General features: G+C 33.5%; 19 protein-coding genes and 1 pseudogene. 4 read left to right on the top strand and 16 right to left on the bottom strand.

Features of this window, described 5'->3' with window-relative positions; genetic code table 11:
- Positions 1-5: 5 nt before the first annotated feature.
- The 13 genes and pseudogenes from MKY90_RS14095 to recQ form a co-directional block, all read right to left on the bottom strand.
- Positions 6-359, bottom strand: a complete 354-nt coding sequence (locus MKY90_RS14095) for an MmcQ/YjbR family DNA-binding protein (RefSeq protein WP_003189824.1) — start codon at positions 357-359, stop codon at positions 6-8.
- Positions 360-373: 14 nt separating this feature from the next.
- On the bottom strand, positions 374-778 hold the full coding sequence (locus MKY90_RS14100; protein WP_341091645.1) for a GNAT family N-acetyltransferase: 405 nt from the start codon (positions 776-778) through the stop codon (positions 374-376).
- 35 nt (positions 779-813) lie between these two features.
- Complete coding sequence (locus MKY90_RS14105; RefSeq protein WP_341091649.1) at positions 814-1,230, bottom strand: GNAT family N-acetyltransferase; 417 nt, start codon at positions 1,228-1,230, stop codon at positions 814-816.
- A gap of 32 nt (positions 1,231-1,262) precedes the next feature.
- Entirely contained in the window at positions 1,263-1,634 is a 372-nt protein-coding gene (locus MKY90_RS14110; protein WP_215564386.1) for a hypothetical protein, read from the bottom strand.
- A pseudogene (locus MKY90_RS14115) lies at positions 1,631-1,831 on the bottom strand (serine hydrolase); the annotation flags it as partial. The gene MKY90_RS14110 and the pseudogene MKY90_RS14115, both read right to left, overlap by 4 nt.
- Before the next feature lie 179 nt (positions 1,832-2,010).
- Positions 2,011-2,523, bottom strand: coding sequence for a GNAT family N-acetyltransferase (locus MKY90_RS14120; RefSeq protein WP_341091652.1), 513 nt, complete (start codon positions 2,521-2,523; stop codon positions 2,011-2,013).
- A 78-nt stretch (positions 2,524-2,601) separates the two neighbouring features.
- The gene (locus MKY90_RS14125) at positions 2,602-3,603 is read right to left on the bottom strand and encodes an HAAS signaling domain-containing protein (protein WP_078178864.1); all 1,002 of its coding nucleotides are present in this window, start codon (positions 3,601-3,603) and stop codon (positions 2,602-2,604) included.
- Complete coding sequence (locus MKY90_RS14130; protein WP_002013008.1) at positions 3,590-3,937, bottom strand: PadR family transcriptional regulator; 348 nt, start codon at positions 3,935-3,937, stop codon at positions 3,590-3,592. The genes MKY90_RS14125 and MKY90_RS14130 overlap by 14 nt, the downstream gene beginning before the upstream one ends.
- A gap of 189 nt (positions 3,938-4,126) precedes the next feature.
- Entirely contained in the window at positions 4,127-4,459 is a 333-nt protein-coding gene (locus MKY90_RS14135; protein WP_078178863.1) for a DUF952 domain-containing protein, read from the bottom strand.
- A gap of 74 nt (positions 4,460-4,533) precedes the next feature.
- On the bottom strand, positions 4,534-6,609 hold the full coding sequence (locus MKY90_RS14140; RefSeq protein WP_078178862.1) for a HelD family protein: 2,076 nt from the start codon (positions 6,607-6,609) through the stop codon (positions 4,534-4,536).
- 117 nt (positions 6,610-6,726) lie between these two features.
- A complete protein-coding gene (locus MKY90_RS14145; protein ID WP_002127748.1) occupies positions 6,727-7,470 on the bottom strand; it encodes a class I SAM-dependent methyltransferase in 744 nt (247 codons plus the stop codon).
- A 155-nt stretch (positions 7,471-7,625) separates the two neighbouring features.
- Positions 7,626-8,009 (bottom strand): gamma-glutamylcyclotransferase family protein, encoded by a 384-nt coding sequence (locus MKY90_RS14150; RefSeq protein ID WP_002127749.1) that lies wholly within the window; start codon positions 8,007-8,009, stop codon positions 7,626-7,628.
- 25 nt (positions 8,010-8,034) lie between these two features.
- Positions 8,035-10,152, bottom strand: coding sequence for a DNA helicase RecQ (recQ, locus tag MKY90_RS14155; protein ID WP_002013002.1), 2,118 nt, complete (start codon positions 10,150-10,152; stop codon positions 8,035-8,037).
- A 1,092-nt stretch (positions 10,153-11,244) separates the two neighbouring features.
- On the opposite strand from recQ, the gene MKY90_RS14160 reads away from it, so the two are divergent.
- The 3 genes from MKY90_RS14160 (at position 11,245) to MKY90_RS14170 (ending at position 12,944) form a co-directional block, all read left to right on the top strand.
- Positions 11,245-11,868 carry a hypothetical protein gene (locus MKY90_RS14160; protein WP_002127750.1) on the top strand — a complete coding sequence of 208 codons (624 nt, stop codon included), beginning with the start codon at positions 11,245-11,247 and terminating at the stop codon, positions 11,866-11,868.
- Positions 11,869-11,997: 129 nt separating this feature from the next.
- Positions 11,998-12,354, top strand: a complete 357-nt coding sequence (locus tag MKY90_RS14165; RefSeq protein ID WP_002012999.1) for a hypothetical protein — start codon at positions 11,998-12,000, stop codon at positions 12,352-12,354.
- A gap of 137 nt (positions 12,355-12,491) precedes the next feature.
- The gene (locus tag MKY90_RS14170; RefSeq protein ID WP_002012998.1) at positions 12,492-12,944 is read left to right on the top strand and encodes a hypothetical protein; all 453 of its coding nucleotides are present in this window, start codon (positions 12,492-12,494) and stop codon (positions 12,942-12,944) included.
- Between the two features lie 51 nt (positions 12,945-12,995).
- Here MKY90_RS14170 and MKY90_RS14175 read toward each other — a convergent pair whose 3' ends face one another.
- Both MKY90_RS14175 and MKY90_RS14180 read right to left on the bottom strand, forming a co-directional pair.
- Positions 12,996-13,181: a hypothetical protein gene (locus MKY90_RS14175; protein WP_002085081.1), complete on the bottom strand. Its 186-nt coding sequence runs from the start codon at positions 13,179-13,181 to the stop codon at positions 12,996-12,998.
- Between the two features lie 126 nt (positions 13,182-13,307).
- On the bottom strand, positions 13,308-13,757 hold the full coding sequence (locus MKY90_RS14180; RefSeq protein ID WP_002012995.1) for a DUF6884 domain-containing protein: 450 nt from the start codon (positions 13,755-13,757) through the stop codon (positions 13,308-13,310).
- A 319-nt stretch (positions 13,758-14,076) separates the two neighbouring features.
- On the opposite strand from MKY90_RS14180, the gene MKY90_RS14185 reads away from it, so the two are divergent.
- Positions 14,077-14,265, top strand: a complete 189-nt coding sequence (locus tag MKY90_RS14185) for a DUF4017 family protein (RefSeq protein ID WP_002012993.1) — start codon at positions 14,077-14,079, stop codon at positions 14,263-14,265.
- A 129-nt stretch (positions 14,266-14,394) separates the two neighbouring features.
- Here the strand turns inward: MKY90_RS14185 and ppaC are convergent, their stop codons facing one another.
- Entirely contained in the window at positions 14,395-15,324 is a 930-nt protein-coding gene (ppaC, locus tag MKY90_RS14190) for a manganese-dependent inorganic pyrophosphatase (protein WP_002032629.1), read from the bottom strand.
- Between the last annotated feature and the right edge of the window lie 11 nt (positions 15,325-15,335).

Below are 15,335 nucleotides of genomic sequence, written 5' to 3' on the forward strand. Positions count from 1 at the left end.
ACATATTAATCCAATAACTCTTGCTGCTTTTTCTTTGAAAATGATTGCAGTACTAACTCATACGACCAATCTATCATCTTATTAATTTGTTCTTGTCCTACATCTTTATGTATGTACACTGTATTCCAATGCTTTTTGTTCATATGATATCCAGGAATTATTGTTTCTGGGTAATCTTCTCTTATTCTTAATGCGAGTTCTGGATCACATTTTAATGTAATTGCAGCTTTTTCACCTTCTTCATGGTTCACTATCGCAAATATTTTATTATTGAGCCTCATACATGTTGCACTCCAGCCATCCGGAGAATCTTCTGTCGCTTTTCTTTTCGATAAACAATACTCTCTCGTTGCATTCATTCTTCTGGCACCTCTTATTCTTCCACTATTTGATTACGATGCATCACAATTTGCTTCGTCGCTTTAAATTGCTGTTCACCATAAAACTTTATTAGTTTCTCTCCGCAAAATAGACTAACAATATCAATATGAGATATCTCTTCCAGTAATATTGTAAGCATATTCTCTCCAATACCTTTATTTCTTACACTTTCATGTACGACAACATCTTCTATGTACGCTCGAAAAACACCATCTGAAATGACTCTAGCAAATCCAATTAATTCATTTTCTTCCCATACTCCAATTGCTATACTATTCTTTAACATTTTTTCAATATCAATTTCTTTTCTTTCCGGCCACCAGCCGACTGAATCATAAAGCTTCTTTATTTTCTCTGCACAGATTGGTTGTTCATGTTGTAATTTATACGTGTACATTTTCTTTCTCCTGTCAAACAGTTTACATAACATTATTATAATCTCTTTTCTAAAAAGTGCTGACTATGCCCTTTCGGGTGATCTTCAACGACACCATACTCTCGGTAGCCGTGCTTTTTATAAAATTCTGGTGCTTGGAAACTAAATGAATCTAGTAATATGAGTCTACATCCTTTTTCCTTCGCAATGTCTTCGATTTTATGTATCAGTTGACTTCCATAACCATCATGACGAACCGATTCATCAACCCATAAAAAATCGATATGAAGATGATAAAAATACATCGTTCCTGTAACGCCGCCAAAGATTTTCCCTTCCTCATCTTTCACTACAAAACTTACTTGTTCCATGGGCTGTTTTACTTCATCTGTTAAGATAGACATATTATATTGAATTACTTTATTTTTAATGTATTCACCTTCAGTGCGAGTACCGTTCTCTATGCTTTTCATATATTTCCTCCTTTCAACTTAGTAAGCTACATTTAATTTTTACTTCTTCTCTTTAATATACTGATGAATATAAATCCAGCATATGTAACAAAGCATGAAAAACCAATTATGCCTGGTACAGAGACATAGCCTGTTCTCACATAACTTATAACGGCAAAACTAGCAATTAATAATAAAATAGATGGCCAAAATATAAAAGCTGTTTGTCTTCGTCTTTGTTTCGATGTACTTTCTTTCTCTTCAGAAACACGTGTGCCAAAAAGCAATACAATACAAATAAGAATCGCTGCAAAGTAAATTGTATCTAATGACAACGTGTGATCGTATAGTGCAATTCCAACTTCAAGAGCAATAATCGTTACAATTAGAATAATAATTGTTGAAGTCTTTAAGTTTCGTTTCAATCGCTCACTCCTAGCATGCTTTCACTATATGCTTTGTATATGTATTTCAAAGCTGTTGTAATAGTTTCATCAACCTCTATATTATGAACTCGCTCGGGTAAATCTTTTCCTCCAATTACATAAAGAAACAGGAATTTATTAAACATTCCCATTATACCAATATTTATTGTAGCTGTGGGCAATCCACCTGTCATATATATTCATCTCTATTTTTATATTGTTTTATCACCTCTGAAAATTCGATATAAAATGTAAAAAACCTTTTTTTGTTTAATTATGTTGGTGAATATAAAAAGATAGCATGAGATTTCTTCATACTATCTTTTGAAATATATACAATTTCTTTTTAAATTTATTTGTACCGTAATAAATATCTCTATTCTTCTATAGGATTTTCAGGCCCGTTAAGCTCCAATTGATAAAAGGCTAAATCCAGCCATCTATTAAACTTATAACCAGCTTTTTGTATTGTTCCGGCATGAACAAATCCATAATTTTGATGCAAGGCAATACTTTTCTCATTTTCTGCGTCAATTCCAGCAATTAAGGTCATATATTCTCTTTCTTTTGCTATTGTAATTAATTCTTCTATTAAAGAGGACCCAACTCCATTTTTTCTATATTCCTTATCAACATACACAGAATGTTCAACTGAATATTTATAGGCAGGCCATGCCCTAAAGGGGCCAAATGTCGCAAATCCTACTACTTTATTATCTAGCTCGTAGACTAAAATTGGATAGCCATCAGCCTTTTTTTGTTCATACCAATCTATTCTATTTTCAAGGGTTACAGGTTTGTACGCATATACAGCTGTTGAATTAAGGATTGCATCATTATAAATATCTAAAATAAATGTTACATCTTTTTTCATTGCTTCCCTTATCATTGTTTTCTTCCTTTCATAATGATATTTCTCTGTACCTTTCTTTCAACTGATCTACCTAATAATAATTCAAACTTATTTTTACAACCGAATTCTAGATTTTCGAAAACCATCAATTGCATTTAGTACCGCAGATAATATGAAGATAATTATCCCTCCACCAATTAACCACGTTTTAAATTCCTCTGGAGAAATTGCAAACACATTTGCCACATACATAATGAATCCTTCGTTAAATAAATGAGGATTTACTACAATTACAATGAATACTATTGTTGCAGCTAACTGTAGGATTGCATTCCCAATTGCCAATTTTTGCGTCCATTGTCCTTGCACTAACTTATAAAGAGATATACCTATTTCGAAAACGATCATGATTACAACGATTGGCCAATACTGAAGTAAAACATCTTGATTGAAAGTTGGTGCGACAAATTTCAGTCCATCTGCTGCACCATTATATACGCCAACAAGATGATTCGCATAAAAGTAAAGGGTAGCCCAAACTGCTGTCCACATCAAACCTCCAAAAACTTCAAACTTTGAGATCGACTTTTTCTTTGGAACATACGAGATATTTTTCAAATCATCAGGAGTCCATTTTTTTAAACTTGTCGTCAACGGTTGGGTACCTTTGTCTTTATCTGTTCTTTCTAAAATAGCAAATACAAGTGTCAACCAGAAAAATACATGGAGGCCTACTTCGACAATTTCCCCAATGCCTTTACCTATCAATTGTAAAATAACATTTAATACTGCTTGATCACCAGTATAGCCTATAAAATTTTCTGCAATCATTGCAATGAGTGCGATAACAGCTGCAATTGGTATAATCATTTTTAATAGCGTCGTATATACATCAAAATAGCGTGGTCCAATTAAATGCATCGGTCTATCCAAATACCCATTAGCCAATGAAACCGGGCTCCCCAATTTTTCGAGAACGCTCTTCACATCATCTTCATTATAATCGTCTGATAACATATCCTCTATTGTCGACCGTAGCTCAAGCGTAATATCTTCACGATTTTTTTCAGGTAATCTCTTCGCAACTTCTTGGACGTACATATCAATCAAACTCATTCTCGTCCTCCTCCTTTAATAAGTTATAAAGTTCTTTTGAATCCTTTATCCATTCCTTTTTCAACTGCAAAAATATATTTAATCCATATTCACTTAAAACATAGTACTTACGAGGTCTACTCTCCGTTTTATCCCAACTACTCGTCACTAGCTCCTGCTTTTCTAATCGGCGAAGTAGTGGATATAAAGTACTTTGATCTATCATGATTCCTGATTGCTCCAATAATTGGACAAGCGAATATCCATATTGCGGCGTTCTTAGTTGACTTAAAACCGCTAATGTCAATGTCCCTCTCCTTAGCTCAGTAATTAATGAATTTAATAAAGTATCCATTCACCCACCTCATTTCCATTACTATATGTCATACAGTATGTGTTTTATACTATGTATCGTACAGTATAGTTGTGACAAAAACAATATATTTTTATAAAAATCAGAAAATAAGAAAAGCACAAACTATATAATTTGTGCTTTTCTTATTTTCTTGCAGCTTACTAACAAACTTAAATACCATTAATACTTTTAACTATGTACCTCTGGTAATATAAACTCTCCTTTTTCTTTAGAAAATGGGACAACCTCTACAATCGCCTCAACATTAATTACTTCATATACATGCGGGTATTCTTGACCGTTTGAAGCAAGTTCATATTTTATTTCTGCTTTTACAAGAGATGGATCTATTGTAAGTAATAAAACATCTTTTTCATGATTGAAATGTTTTTGAGCAACTTTTAAAGCTTGGTCTAATAATGAACAATGAATAAATCCCTCTTCTTTAAGTGAAGCTTCATTAATCTCTCCAATGTTTTTCGCGATTCCCCAATTTCTTTTTGTTATTACTTTTGTAATCATATCCATTCCTCCTATATCTTTATATAGAAAAAAAGAGGTTTTTCTGTTTATTACTAGAAAATCCTCTTTTTTATTTATTTTAATCCCTTAATTAATGGCGACGCTTCCCCACTATGGAAAATCCATAAATCATGAAGCGATCTCGTACATCCGACATACAATAATTTCGCATCATGTTTTGTATTTTTGTAATGTTCCTCATCAACGTCGATTAGAAGTACGGCATCAAATTCTAAACCTTTCGCCAAATATACAGGTACTACCGAAATACCACCTTCATATTTGCTTTGATCTGCTTCAATGACATTAACAGTCAACTCTGCATTTGTTAACTTCTCATATATATCACGGCATTCATCGTCTGTTCTTCCAATTACCGCGATTGTTTTCACATCTTCAGTTTGCAAATGCTGTAATGTCTTTAAAACTTCAGTAAATTGGTCCTCTGACGGAATTACTTTCACGTCTTCACCGCTACGGAAAACTGGAGTTGCGAGTCCCACTGGAATCTCTGCATTTTTAATTATTTCATTCGCGAATTCAATAATTTCTTTTGTAGAACGATAACTTCTCGTCAGTTCATAATAACCTGTTTCTTGGAATACTTCCTTAAAAGCATTCCAGTCTTCAATTCCTTGATAATCATAAATCGCTTGAGATAAATCACCTAATATGGTGAAAGAATTACCTAGTGTAATTTCTTTTAATACATACACTTGGAATGGTGAAAAATCTTGTGCTTCATCAATAACGACGTGATGAAACTTCTGTCCGATTTCAATTCCATTTATGCGATGGTGTATGTAAATTAAAGCTGGTAAATCTTCTACATATACTTCTTTTTTACGGCAATTCTTTTCTGTTTCTTGAACAAGTTCTTCAGGTAATACTTCGAGTATTTCTTTACTCTTCATCATCGAACTATATAGTGAAAGTGGGCTCATTTTTGGCCAAAAATTCATATATGTGTTTAATCTCTTTGTTGCTTCTTTTTTTAGTAACTTTTTCTCGTTTGTTTCTCCAAACTTTTTAAGTTCAATTTCAATCCAGCGCTTCATTCGGCCGACTAAACGTTCTCTTCTTTTCTTTAATGGATAATGTTTATATTCAACTTGTATCCATTTTTTAACGTCTTCCACTGGAATAACTGCTTTATCCCATGCCTCAAAATCTTTTGTCGGTACTAATTCTTTTTCAAATTGAATCATTCTTTCTTCAATAAACGACTTAAATTCCAGCGTGCCTTTTAATTTTCCGAGCATAACCTTTTTTTCATCGCGATTAATTGAAAAAGCTTCTTTCAATTTTTCTTCTGTCTGCTTTAGTTTCACCGAACCATCTAACGTACGTAATGCCCAATCTGGAAACGTTGTTTGACTAATATTTCCTACCCCTAACTCAGGAAGTACACTCGAAATATAGTCTAAAAACAAACTGTTTGGAGCGAATACGATCATTCTCTCCGCTTCAAGTTGTTCACGATATTCATAAATTAAAAAAGCAAGGCGATGTAAAGCGATCGTTGTTTTTCCGCTCCCTGCAACCCCTTGAATTAATAATGGTAAGTTTCTTTCCGCACGAATAATATCATTTTGTTCCGATTGTATAGTCGAAACGATATCTTTCAATTTATTATCTTTATTCTCGCCTAATCGATATAGAAGAAAATCATCAGCATGTGAGACATCTTCATTTCCTTTCACATATGTATCAACAACACGTTCTAGTTCTCTCTTTCGAATCGAAATGTTTCGTTTTAAATAAACATCGCCTTCTACTAATCCGTCTGGTGAATGATAAAATGCTAATTCTTCACCACCGGTAAATGAATAAAACATACTTGCGACAGGTGCACGCCAATCAATTACAATTGGTTTCATCGTATCTTTATCTGAAACACCTACTTTACCGATGTAAATCGGCATTACGTCTTCCTTGCCATCCTCCTGAAAGTCTAATCTTCCAAAATACGGCTCATGTACACCAATACGTAAGCTTTGTCTATTAGACTCCCTCATACTTTCAAGAATTTGCTCTTTAAAATCTTCTCCATAATAAACCGGGATTTTTTCAAGCTGTTCTAATTGATCATCCATCGTACTTAAAGTATCTTTCATTTTTTGTAACTCTTCGTCAAAAATGTTGTTCATTTGATGATTCCCTCCTGTCCGTTCCAATTTTTTCAGTCGAAATATAATTGTATTAAAAATCCATTCATAAAGTCAATAGTTTTAGTAAGAATTTTCTAAATTAAAAAAGAGTAGAGATTAATCCCTACTCTTTTTTAATTTAATTCGATATGCCAAACATTCATTTAATGTTGCCAATTCTTTATATTTTCGTTTTTCAAAATCATATGCTCCCCCAGGGAAGAATCCCATAATACTTAAACCAGCTTCAGCACATAGATTGCTAATCTCATCTACCGTATAACATCGTAAAGACTGTGTTACTACATCATTTGGATAATTAGGGTCCCACCAATGATCTAACATTCTTTCATTTATACTATCATATTCGTATTTTCGCATAGCTACACTTAAGGACATTTCTTGTCCACTTACTTTTTTCCAATACAATGGTTGATAAATATCAATAAGTGCACATCCATCATCCTTCATCCAATTTTTAATCCGTTTTAATAGAATCAATTGCTCATCATCTGTTCCTACACCAAATCCGTCTAAATAACTAACAACATCAAACTTTTCTTCAAAGTTAATTTTATAAAAATCAGCGCAATGAATATCTATATTATTAGTAGAATGTTCTTTTGCAAACATAACTAACTCTGGTACAAGTTCAACCGTAGTCATTTTCACTTGTAACCTAGACATCGCCCTTGCAAATCTACCATTTCCTGCTCCTAGTTCTAACATCGCTTGAAATGGATGACCAACTTGTTCTTGAACTTCTTTAGCAACCTGCTCTAACCAGCTTTCTGTATTGATATCGTAATTCGACAGTTCGAATTGTTTTTGGTAAAATTCCTTCACATTTAATTCGTTCATTATTATTCTCCTCCTGCACTAGATTTTTCTGCTACAGGTGAGAAACTAAATTTCTGACACCCATGAAAAAAACCATTTTTATTTCTCTATATTTATGATTTATCAAAATAAAAAGCAGATAATGGTCGATTCCACTATCTGCTCTATAGCTGCTTTTATTTTCCTTGTTGATACTCCACCCAATCACCAGAAATGATGACTTTCTTTAGCATCTCTTTATCTTGAGCAATATACACAAATGCACGTATTTCTCTATCACCTAAATAAATCGTTTCGGTGATTCGGTCATATAAATCACTCTCTGTATTACCTGTGTATTCTTCAAGTTCATCTAACTTTTGCAGAACATCATCATTTACTTCATAAACTTCTCCGTATACTTTGTCCTCATTTGAACAAATCATCGCAGGGTACCCTTCGTATGTATCAAATAATTTACCATACGTCCATGCTTCGTCTGCGATGCATATTGCACCTTGCATAAAATGAGCATTCGTTTGCTCTTTTCTTAACGTGCCATACACGAAAACGTGATGCATAAATCCCTATCCCCTTTATATGTCTCTACTTTCTAATTTGTAAATAAGCACGAATCATAAAGTAACTCACTTCATTTGGAAGTTGGTCCTTAATCGATTTCAGACCACCCTCTGCATTTTGCACGGCAGTTTCAATCAGTGATTCATATTCTGCAGGAACAAAACTGTTCCAGTCTACTTCCATTCCATCTTCAAAGCAGCGAATTAAATGATTTTCAATTGTTTGTCTTGATAAGCTACGTTCTTTAGCAATTTCATCTAGATCAATGCCTTGTTTATACATTTCATACGTTTCTAAATGAGAATTCGCTGACGCTTTTCCTGATTTTTTACTCTCTGAAACAACTTCAGTCTTAATTGTTTCCGCATAGTTTGGGTTATCCTCAATAAAGTGCTGAACTGCTTGTAAGAAGTGAGACCCGTACTTCACAAGTTTGTGTTCTCCGATTCCTTTTACAGTTAGGAGTTCGGAGTCACTTTGTGGCATTTTCGCACACATATCTTTTAACGTTTGGTCAGAGAAAATAACGAACGGTGGTACACCTTCTCCTTGTGCAATTTCTTTACGCACTTCACGAAGCACTTCAAATAAAGGATGGTCTTGAACAATTTGTCTCGTTTCTACTCGTTCTTTGCGTAAAACATTCTCTTTACCAAGTAATACTTCTTTTCCTTTTTCCGTTACTTTTAATGTTGGATACGTACCATGTTCAACTGCAATTAACTCATCTGAAATTAAAAACTCAATAAACTCACTGACTTCTTTTACACTACGGTTTGATAAAAGACCGTACGTTGGCAAAGTATGAAAATTAAATTCAATGACTTTCTTATTTTTAGATCCAGTTAATACTTGTGCAATCATTTGCTTTCCGAATCGTTGGTTCGTCCTAATCATACAAGATAGTACCATTTGGGATTCTCTCGTCACATCGATACTTTCACGGTCGTCCGTACAATTACCGCAGCGACCACAATCTTCCTTCGGCTCTTCTCCGAAGTATTGCAAAATAAATGATTGTAAACATTGTTCTGTATGACAGTAATCGGTCATATTTTGGAGTTTTTCAAGCTCATTTGAAAAACGTGATTCTCCAGTTGATTGATCGATTAAAAAGCGTTGTACTTGCACATCTTGAGAAGAATATAACAAAATACATTCACTATCTAATCCATCACGACCAGCACGTCCTGCTTCTTGATAGTAACTTTCCATATTTTTTGGAAGTTGATAATGGATAACGTAACGTATATTCGATTTATCTATACCCATTCCAAATGCAGATGTTGCCACCATAACACTTATTTCATCTCGTAAAAAGAGTTCTTGCTGTTCATTTCGATCGTGGTCGCTCATACCAGCATGATATTTCGATACAGAAACTCCTGCTTTCCCTAAATCTTCATATAACTGATCGACAACTTTTCTTGTAGCTGCATATATAATCCCAGATTCCTTCTGATTTTGACGAATATAATCCGCTAAATAAGCATTACGATCCTGTCCTTTAATGACAGAGAATGATAAGTTCTCGCGCTCAAACGTTGTCATAATCGTGTTTTCTTGATTAATTCCAAGCGTGTTGCAAATATCTTCACGAACTTGTGGTGTTGCCGTAGCAGTTAACGCTAATACGAGCGGCTTTTCTGGAAGATAATCTAATATGCGATGTATATGTAAATAACTAGGACGGAAATCATGTCCCCACTGCGAAATACAGTGCGCCTCATCAATTGCAATCATCGGGATTTTCATATCGATAAGTTGATCAACAAATTCCATTGAATCAAGACGCTCAGGCGCCACATAAAGTAACTTATAATGGCCTTGTTTCGCTAATTGAATTCGTTGATTTGCTTCTGTAATAGAAATAGAACTATTAATATAAGTCGCTGAAATACCGTTTTGTACTAATGTATCTACTTGGTCTTTCATAAGTGAAATCAAAGGTGAAATAACTAATGTCGTTCCTTCGAATACTAATGCGGGAATTTGATAACAAATTGACTTACCACCACCCGTAGGCATAATACAGACTGTATCTTTCCCATCTAATACATTTTTAATTGTTTCATCTTGTCCTCTTCGGAATGACGAATAACCGAAATAAGACGCTAAAAGTTCTTGTGCTTTTGTAAACAAAAAAGAGTCACCTGCTTTTCTTTATCTTTCATCTATTCCCATTATATCATCAAACTGATTCTCGCCACTTTGAATTTTATAAGTATTTGAGTTCTATTTGCTTCCTACGTTTTCCAACATAAAAAAACAAATCTAGTACACAAGAAGAAAGAATTTCAAAATAAATATTCATTTAATTTACCTTCCTAGAATACTACTAATCGTATACATATGAATTTGAGGAGGTTAAATTATGAAGAGTCGTTACAATAATTCCAACAAACCTAAAGCATCAAATAAACAACTCCAATTCTCTAATAATGATGCGTGGAAATATGAATCATTTTATAAGTATCAGCCCTTATTTTCTTATAGCAAGCTTATGAATTTCCTTTCTCAACTTTTTAAACGTTAATACATGTGCCAAATATATATCATTCAAACAAATTTTCTCAACATATAACTTATAGACTTACTACAATACAGTTGTTACCATATATAATAATCTGTTAGATAAACCCCTTATGTTGACCTGCTTAAATTAGCAGGTCTTTTTTTATACTTACATATTGCAATGTATCGTAGCCTGGCTGAAAAGTCTTTTCTCCATTTTAGAACCCTATTCCGCTCTCCACAAATGATTATAATTCCAAAAAGCAAAATATAAATCCGCTACATTCATACAAGCAATTCATTTTTTCTCAATACACAAAGTGAATTTCATTTGTTACTATAAAAGTACTCTAGATGAGTTTTTGCTCATCAACATTATCTAGTTAAAGGGATCTGCCGCGGGAAGCAGATCCCTTTAACTTTATTAAAAAGCACCCTTCTCATTTGGACACATTTACCAGGTTTTTTCGAAAGAATTTTATGTTAATATTACGTAGTCGAGTCCGACATCTCGGCAATACCCTTTTGAGGTCCTGCAATTTCCCTTGCAGGACCTCTATTATTTTAAAATTCTTTTTATTCATATATATCATAAATGTGTTTTTTATTCCCCTTCAACTTTCTCCTTTTCCAACTCTCAAAAAATCTCTTGGACACGTAACTTAAAAATAACGTTTATCATATTGTGAGATATACATGTTCAAAGGAGTGTAACTATTTATGTATACTTATTGGCAATCGTATTACTCCCCTTATCATATCACTAATGGAAACTTCGATTCATTTGTACGAAATTACCGAGTTAGTAAAAACGAAAACTTTCTAAAAGGATATATGCGTTCTTTATGGGAACAACACGTTGCTTGGACACGATTAGCCATTATAGGCATCATCTTTAACTTGCCCGACGTAAACGTTACCGTTGGACGTCTTCTACAAAATGCAACACACATGGGGCTATCACTTGAACCATTCTACGGAGAAAATGCAGTAAAAAAATATAGTGCATTAATTAAAGACCACTTAACAATCGCTGCTGATCTTGTTAAAGCCGCAAAAGCTGGTGATCAAAACGAAGCGGCCGCTATAGAAAAGAAATGGTACGCTAATGGAGACGAAATTGTTGAGTTTCTAACTAGTATCAATCCACATATAGAAAAAGAAGAATTTAGAAAAATGTTTTATGAGCATTTAGCGTTAACGAAAGCGGAAGCACTTGCCTTCCTAAATAAAGATTATGATGCCAGTGTAAAACTATACGATAAAATTGAAAAAGAAGCATTAGAAATGGCCGACATGATAACAGACGCAATCGTAAAACAATTTCCGCAAGTATTTCAATAAAAACAAGCCGATTTGAAAAAACAAATCGGCTTGTTTAGTTTTCTATCAATGATATTTCACTACTCCTCTTTACATTTAACGTATATCGATATATTTTATTAATATCCGTTTTTTATAGGAGGAAATAGTTTGATTAACGCAATTGGTCTCGTATTTATTCTCACAAATAAGCACGAGAAAAAGAAGAAAGTTTATCTGAATGAAAAATTCGCATTAATAGACATTATTGATTCTAAAGAAGTATTTGATGATGAAGGTAACTCATTAGTAGAACTAACATGTAAATACAGCATATACTTAGATGAAAAATACTATTGTAAATCTCTCGATGATTATACTGGACAAGTATTCCCCTTCTTAAGCACAAAAATAGGAAAGGGACTTCTTAGAAACTTAAATTATTACTTTTCTTACGTTGATGCCTATGATAAAAAACCACCTGTTAAAGAAATAAGACCGCTTATGAAACAAGTAACTAACAGATAGCGGACAGTATTCAAAAAGAAAGCACCTAACTTCAGATGCTTTCTTTTTTTGAATCAGTAACTCTCTAACTTTCATCTCCTTCTAAATATATATACCCAAGCATACTTTAAAATAAAAACATTGGAGGATTAGGCTGAATGAAATATTCAGAATCAATCGTAAGTAAACGGCTTCGAAAACTTAAAACAACTGGTATGTTTTTTATACTATTTTTAATCGCCTGGCTTGGATATACAAAATTCCTTTATGGAAATGGTTTTCTTCTAGAAAAGAAAAATTCAGTTGAAGTAATGAATACTAGCGTTACTGGAGAAATAGAAAAGAATTTCGATGTAAACTTACAAGGTTTTCGTAAAACAAACCTTGATACACTTATAGATGCTAGTAAAACCGATCCTAGCGAACTATCCTTAATTGAACTTATCAACACATCTTGTTCTAAAGATTGCATTGGCGAGCCTTTAACTTACGTTAAATCAAACCACGGATATATCTTTTATAAGGAATCTAATGGTACTAATGTAGCTTTAAAGATTATAAAACAGGATTCATGGGAAATTGAAAAAAAATCTGTTCAAGATGGAATTTAAAAGGTTTATACACAAAAAGAGTACTTACTTCGAAGTACTCTTTTTAAAATATTACCACTTACGACATTTATCATCATCGTCGTCACGTTTACGATTGCGACGGCAATCATCACAATCACAGTCACGTTTACGTCTACAACCACAATCATCACAATCTCTGCGTCTACATCTTCCAAACATTAAATCATCCCAAAATCTATTACAATCTCTGCGTCTACAACCACAATTATTACACATGAATATGACTCTCCCCTCAATAGCGTTCATCATATTCTATGTTTAAAAACGTAAAAAGGCTTGTTTACTAGTCTATTTTAAATGTATTAATTTGGTATAATTTGAATCTATATTACTAATTTATCCCTATACTTCCTTCTGCGCTTCCACTGCCCCATTCAACCTCTGCAACATATACCCAATTCCTTTACACCCTTCTAATGGATATGTAATGATTTCTTCTGGATATAGCTTCGTCACAACTTTTTTATGCTTCTTCCCTGCAAGTAATACTATTTCATCAAACTGAAGTAAATCTTTATCAATCATCTGTTGTTTTAATTGATCTATGCTAATAATCTCATTACTATTTGAATCAAATGCAAGATCATAATTTCCCTTTACAATATCATTTGGTCTTAAAAATCCATGCTTTGCTGATAATATAACCCAATTCTCGAAAAACTCAGTTGCATACGCCTGACATGCTTTTCCGAATGGACTAATATATACATCTTTTGCCTCTGCCTCTCCGTAATCTGAGTACTTATCCCAAATTTTCTTCTTTCCGCATGGAATTATGCATAACCTTTTCATCGTTATTTCTTACCTCGATTCTATATTTCTTATGAAATATCAATTTTTCAGTACATTTTTTTACAGAATACTATATACTTATCTCGAAAGATAAAATTACATTATATCCTATATTTGGTTTAATTTATTTCAGAACAGTCTATTAAGCATATGTATTATTACATAAACACACCGTACTAAAGTCACTTTCATACAGCATGCAGACTCCTCATCCTTTAGTGAATTTGTAAAGATTTCGTAAAATCAAGTACACTTAATCTCCCAATCTCTATTCAATAGCACAATATATAAATATAGTATAAAAAGGAGGTGAACAACTATGAAAAATATACTCCCAGCATTATTAGCTTATATTATTGTTTGTATCATCGCGATTATCATTCCAGCATCTGAGGGCTATAATACTGTAGGTTGGAAATTCTTTGTTGGGCAAGCGTACGCAATACCTATTTTCATTATTGCAGCTATTATCACATTTTATATAAATAAGAAACGATCTTATGAATAAATGATAAGAAGGATAGCTATTGCTATCCTTTTTTATTTCCATCCAATAGGCTCTTCTGTAATTTTATAATAAAAAGGACAAGTAGCCAATATGACTACTTGTCCTTTCTTTTATCCATACTCAATAATATTAAGCTTGGAATGTTTCTGTTAATACAGGAACGATTTGTTTTTTACGAGATACAACACCTTTTAAAGTAGCTGTGTTGTTTTGTAATGTTACGTTGTAAGCTTTCTCAACAACGTTTGTTGCTTTACCAATCGCAAGACCAACAGAATCGTTAGTTAAGATATCAGTTACAACGAATAAGAATAGGTCCAAACCTTTTTCTTCTACTACTGTAGTGATAACTTTTTCAAGTTCTGCTTGGTGTACAAGAACGTCGTTTGTATCAACAGCGTTTACTTGTGCGATTTCAACTTTCGCGTTACCCATTTGGAATTCTTTAGCGTCAAGAGAGATTAATTGCTCCATTGTTTTTCCGCTTAAATCAGCACCAGCTTTTAACATTTCTAAGCCGTAGCTATCTGCATCTACACCAGCGATTTCCGCTAATTCACGAGCTGCTGCTACGTCTTGTTCTGTGCAAGTTGGAGATTTGAATAGTAAAGAATCTGAAATGATTGCAGATAACATTAAACCAGCAACTTCTTTACGAATTGTAACGCCATTTTCTTTGTACATTTTGTTTAAGATTGTAGCTGTACATCCAACTGGCTCACAACGGTAGTAAATAGGATCGCTTGTTTCAAAGTTAGCAATACGGTGATGGTCAATAACTTCTAACACACGAACAGATTCGATATCGTTAGCACTTTGTTGACGCTCGTTATGGTCAACTAAAATAACGTTGTCCACTTCGTTTGCTACTGTCTCAACAAAACGCGGTCCTTCTACTTTAAAAGAGTCTAACGCAAATTGAGTTTCACCACTGATTTCGCCTAAACGTACAGGCTCAGCATTCATTCCTAATTCTTTTTTCAATTCTGCATAAGCAATCGCAGAACAAATTGCATCTGTATCTGGGTTTTTATGCCCGAAAACTAGTACTTTTTCCATGTTTTCCACCT

The organism is Bacillus sp. FSL P2-0099, assembly GCF_038007445.1.
GTDB classification, from domain to species: Bacteria; Bacillota; Bacilli; order Bacillales; family Bacillaceae_G; genus Bacillus_A; species Bacillus_A mycoides.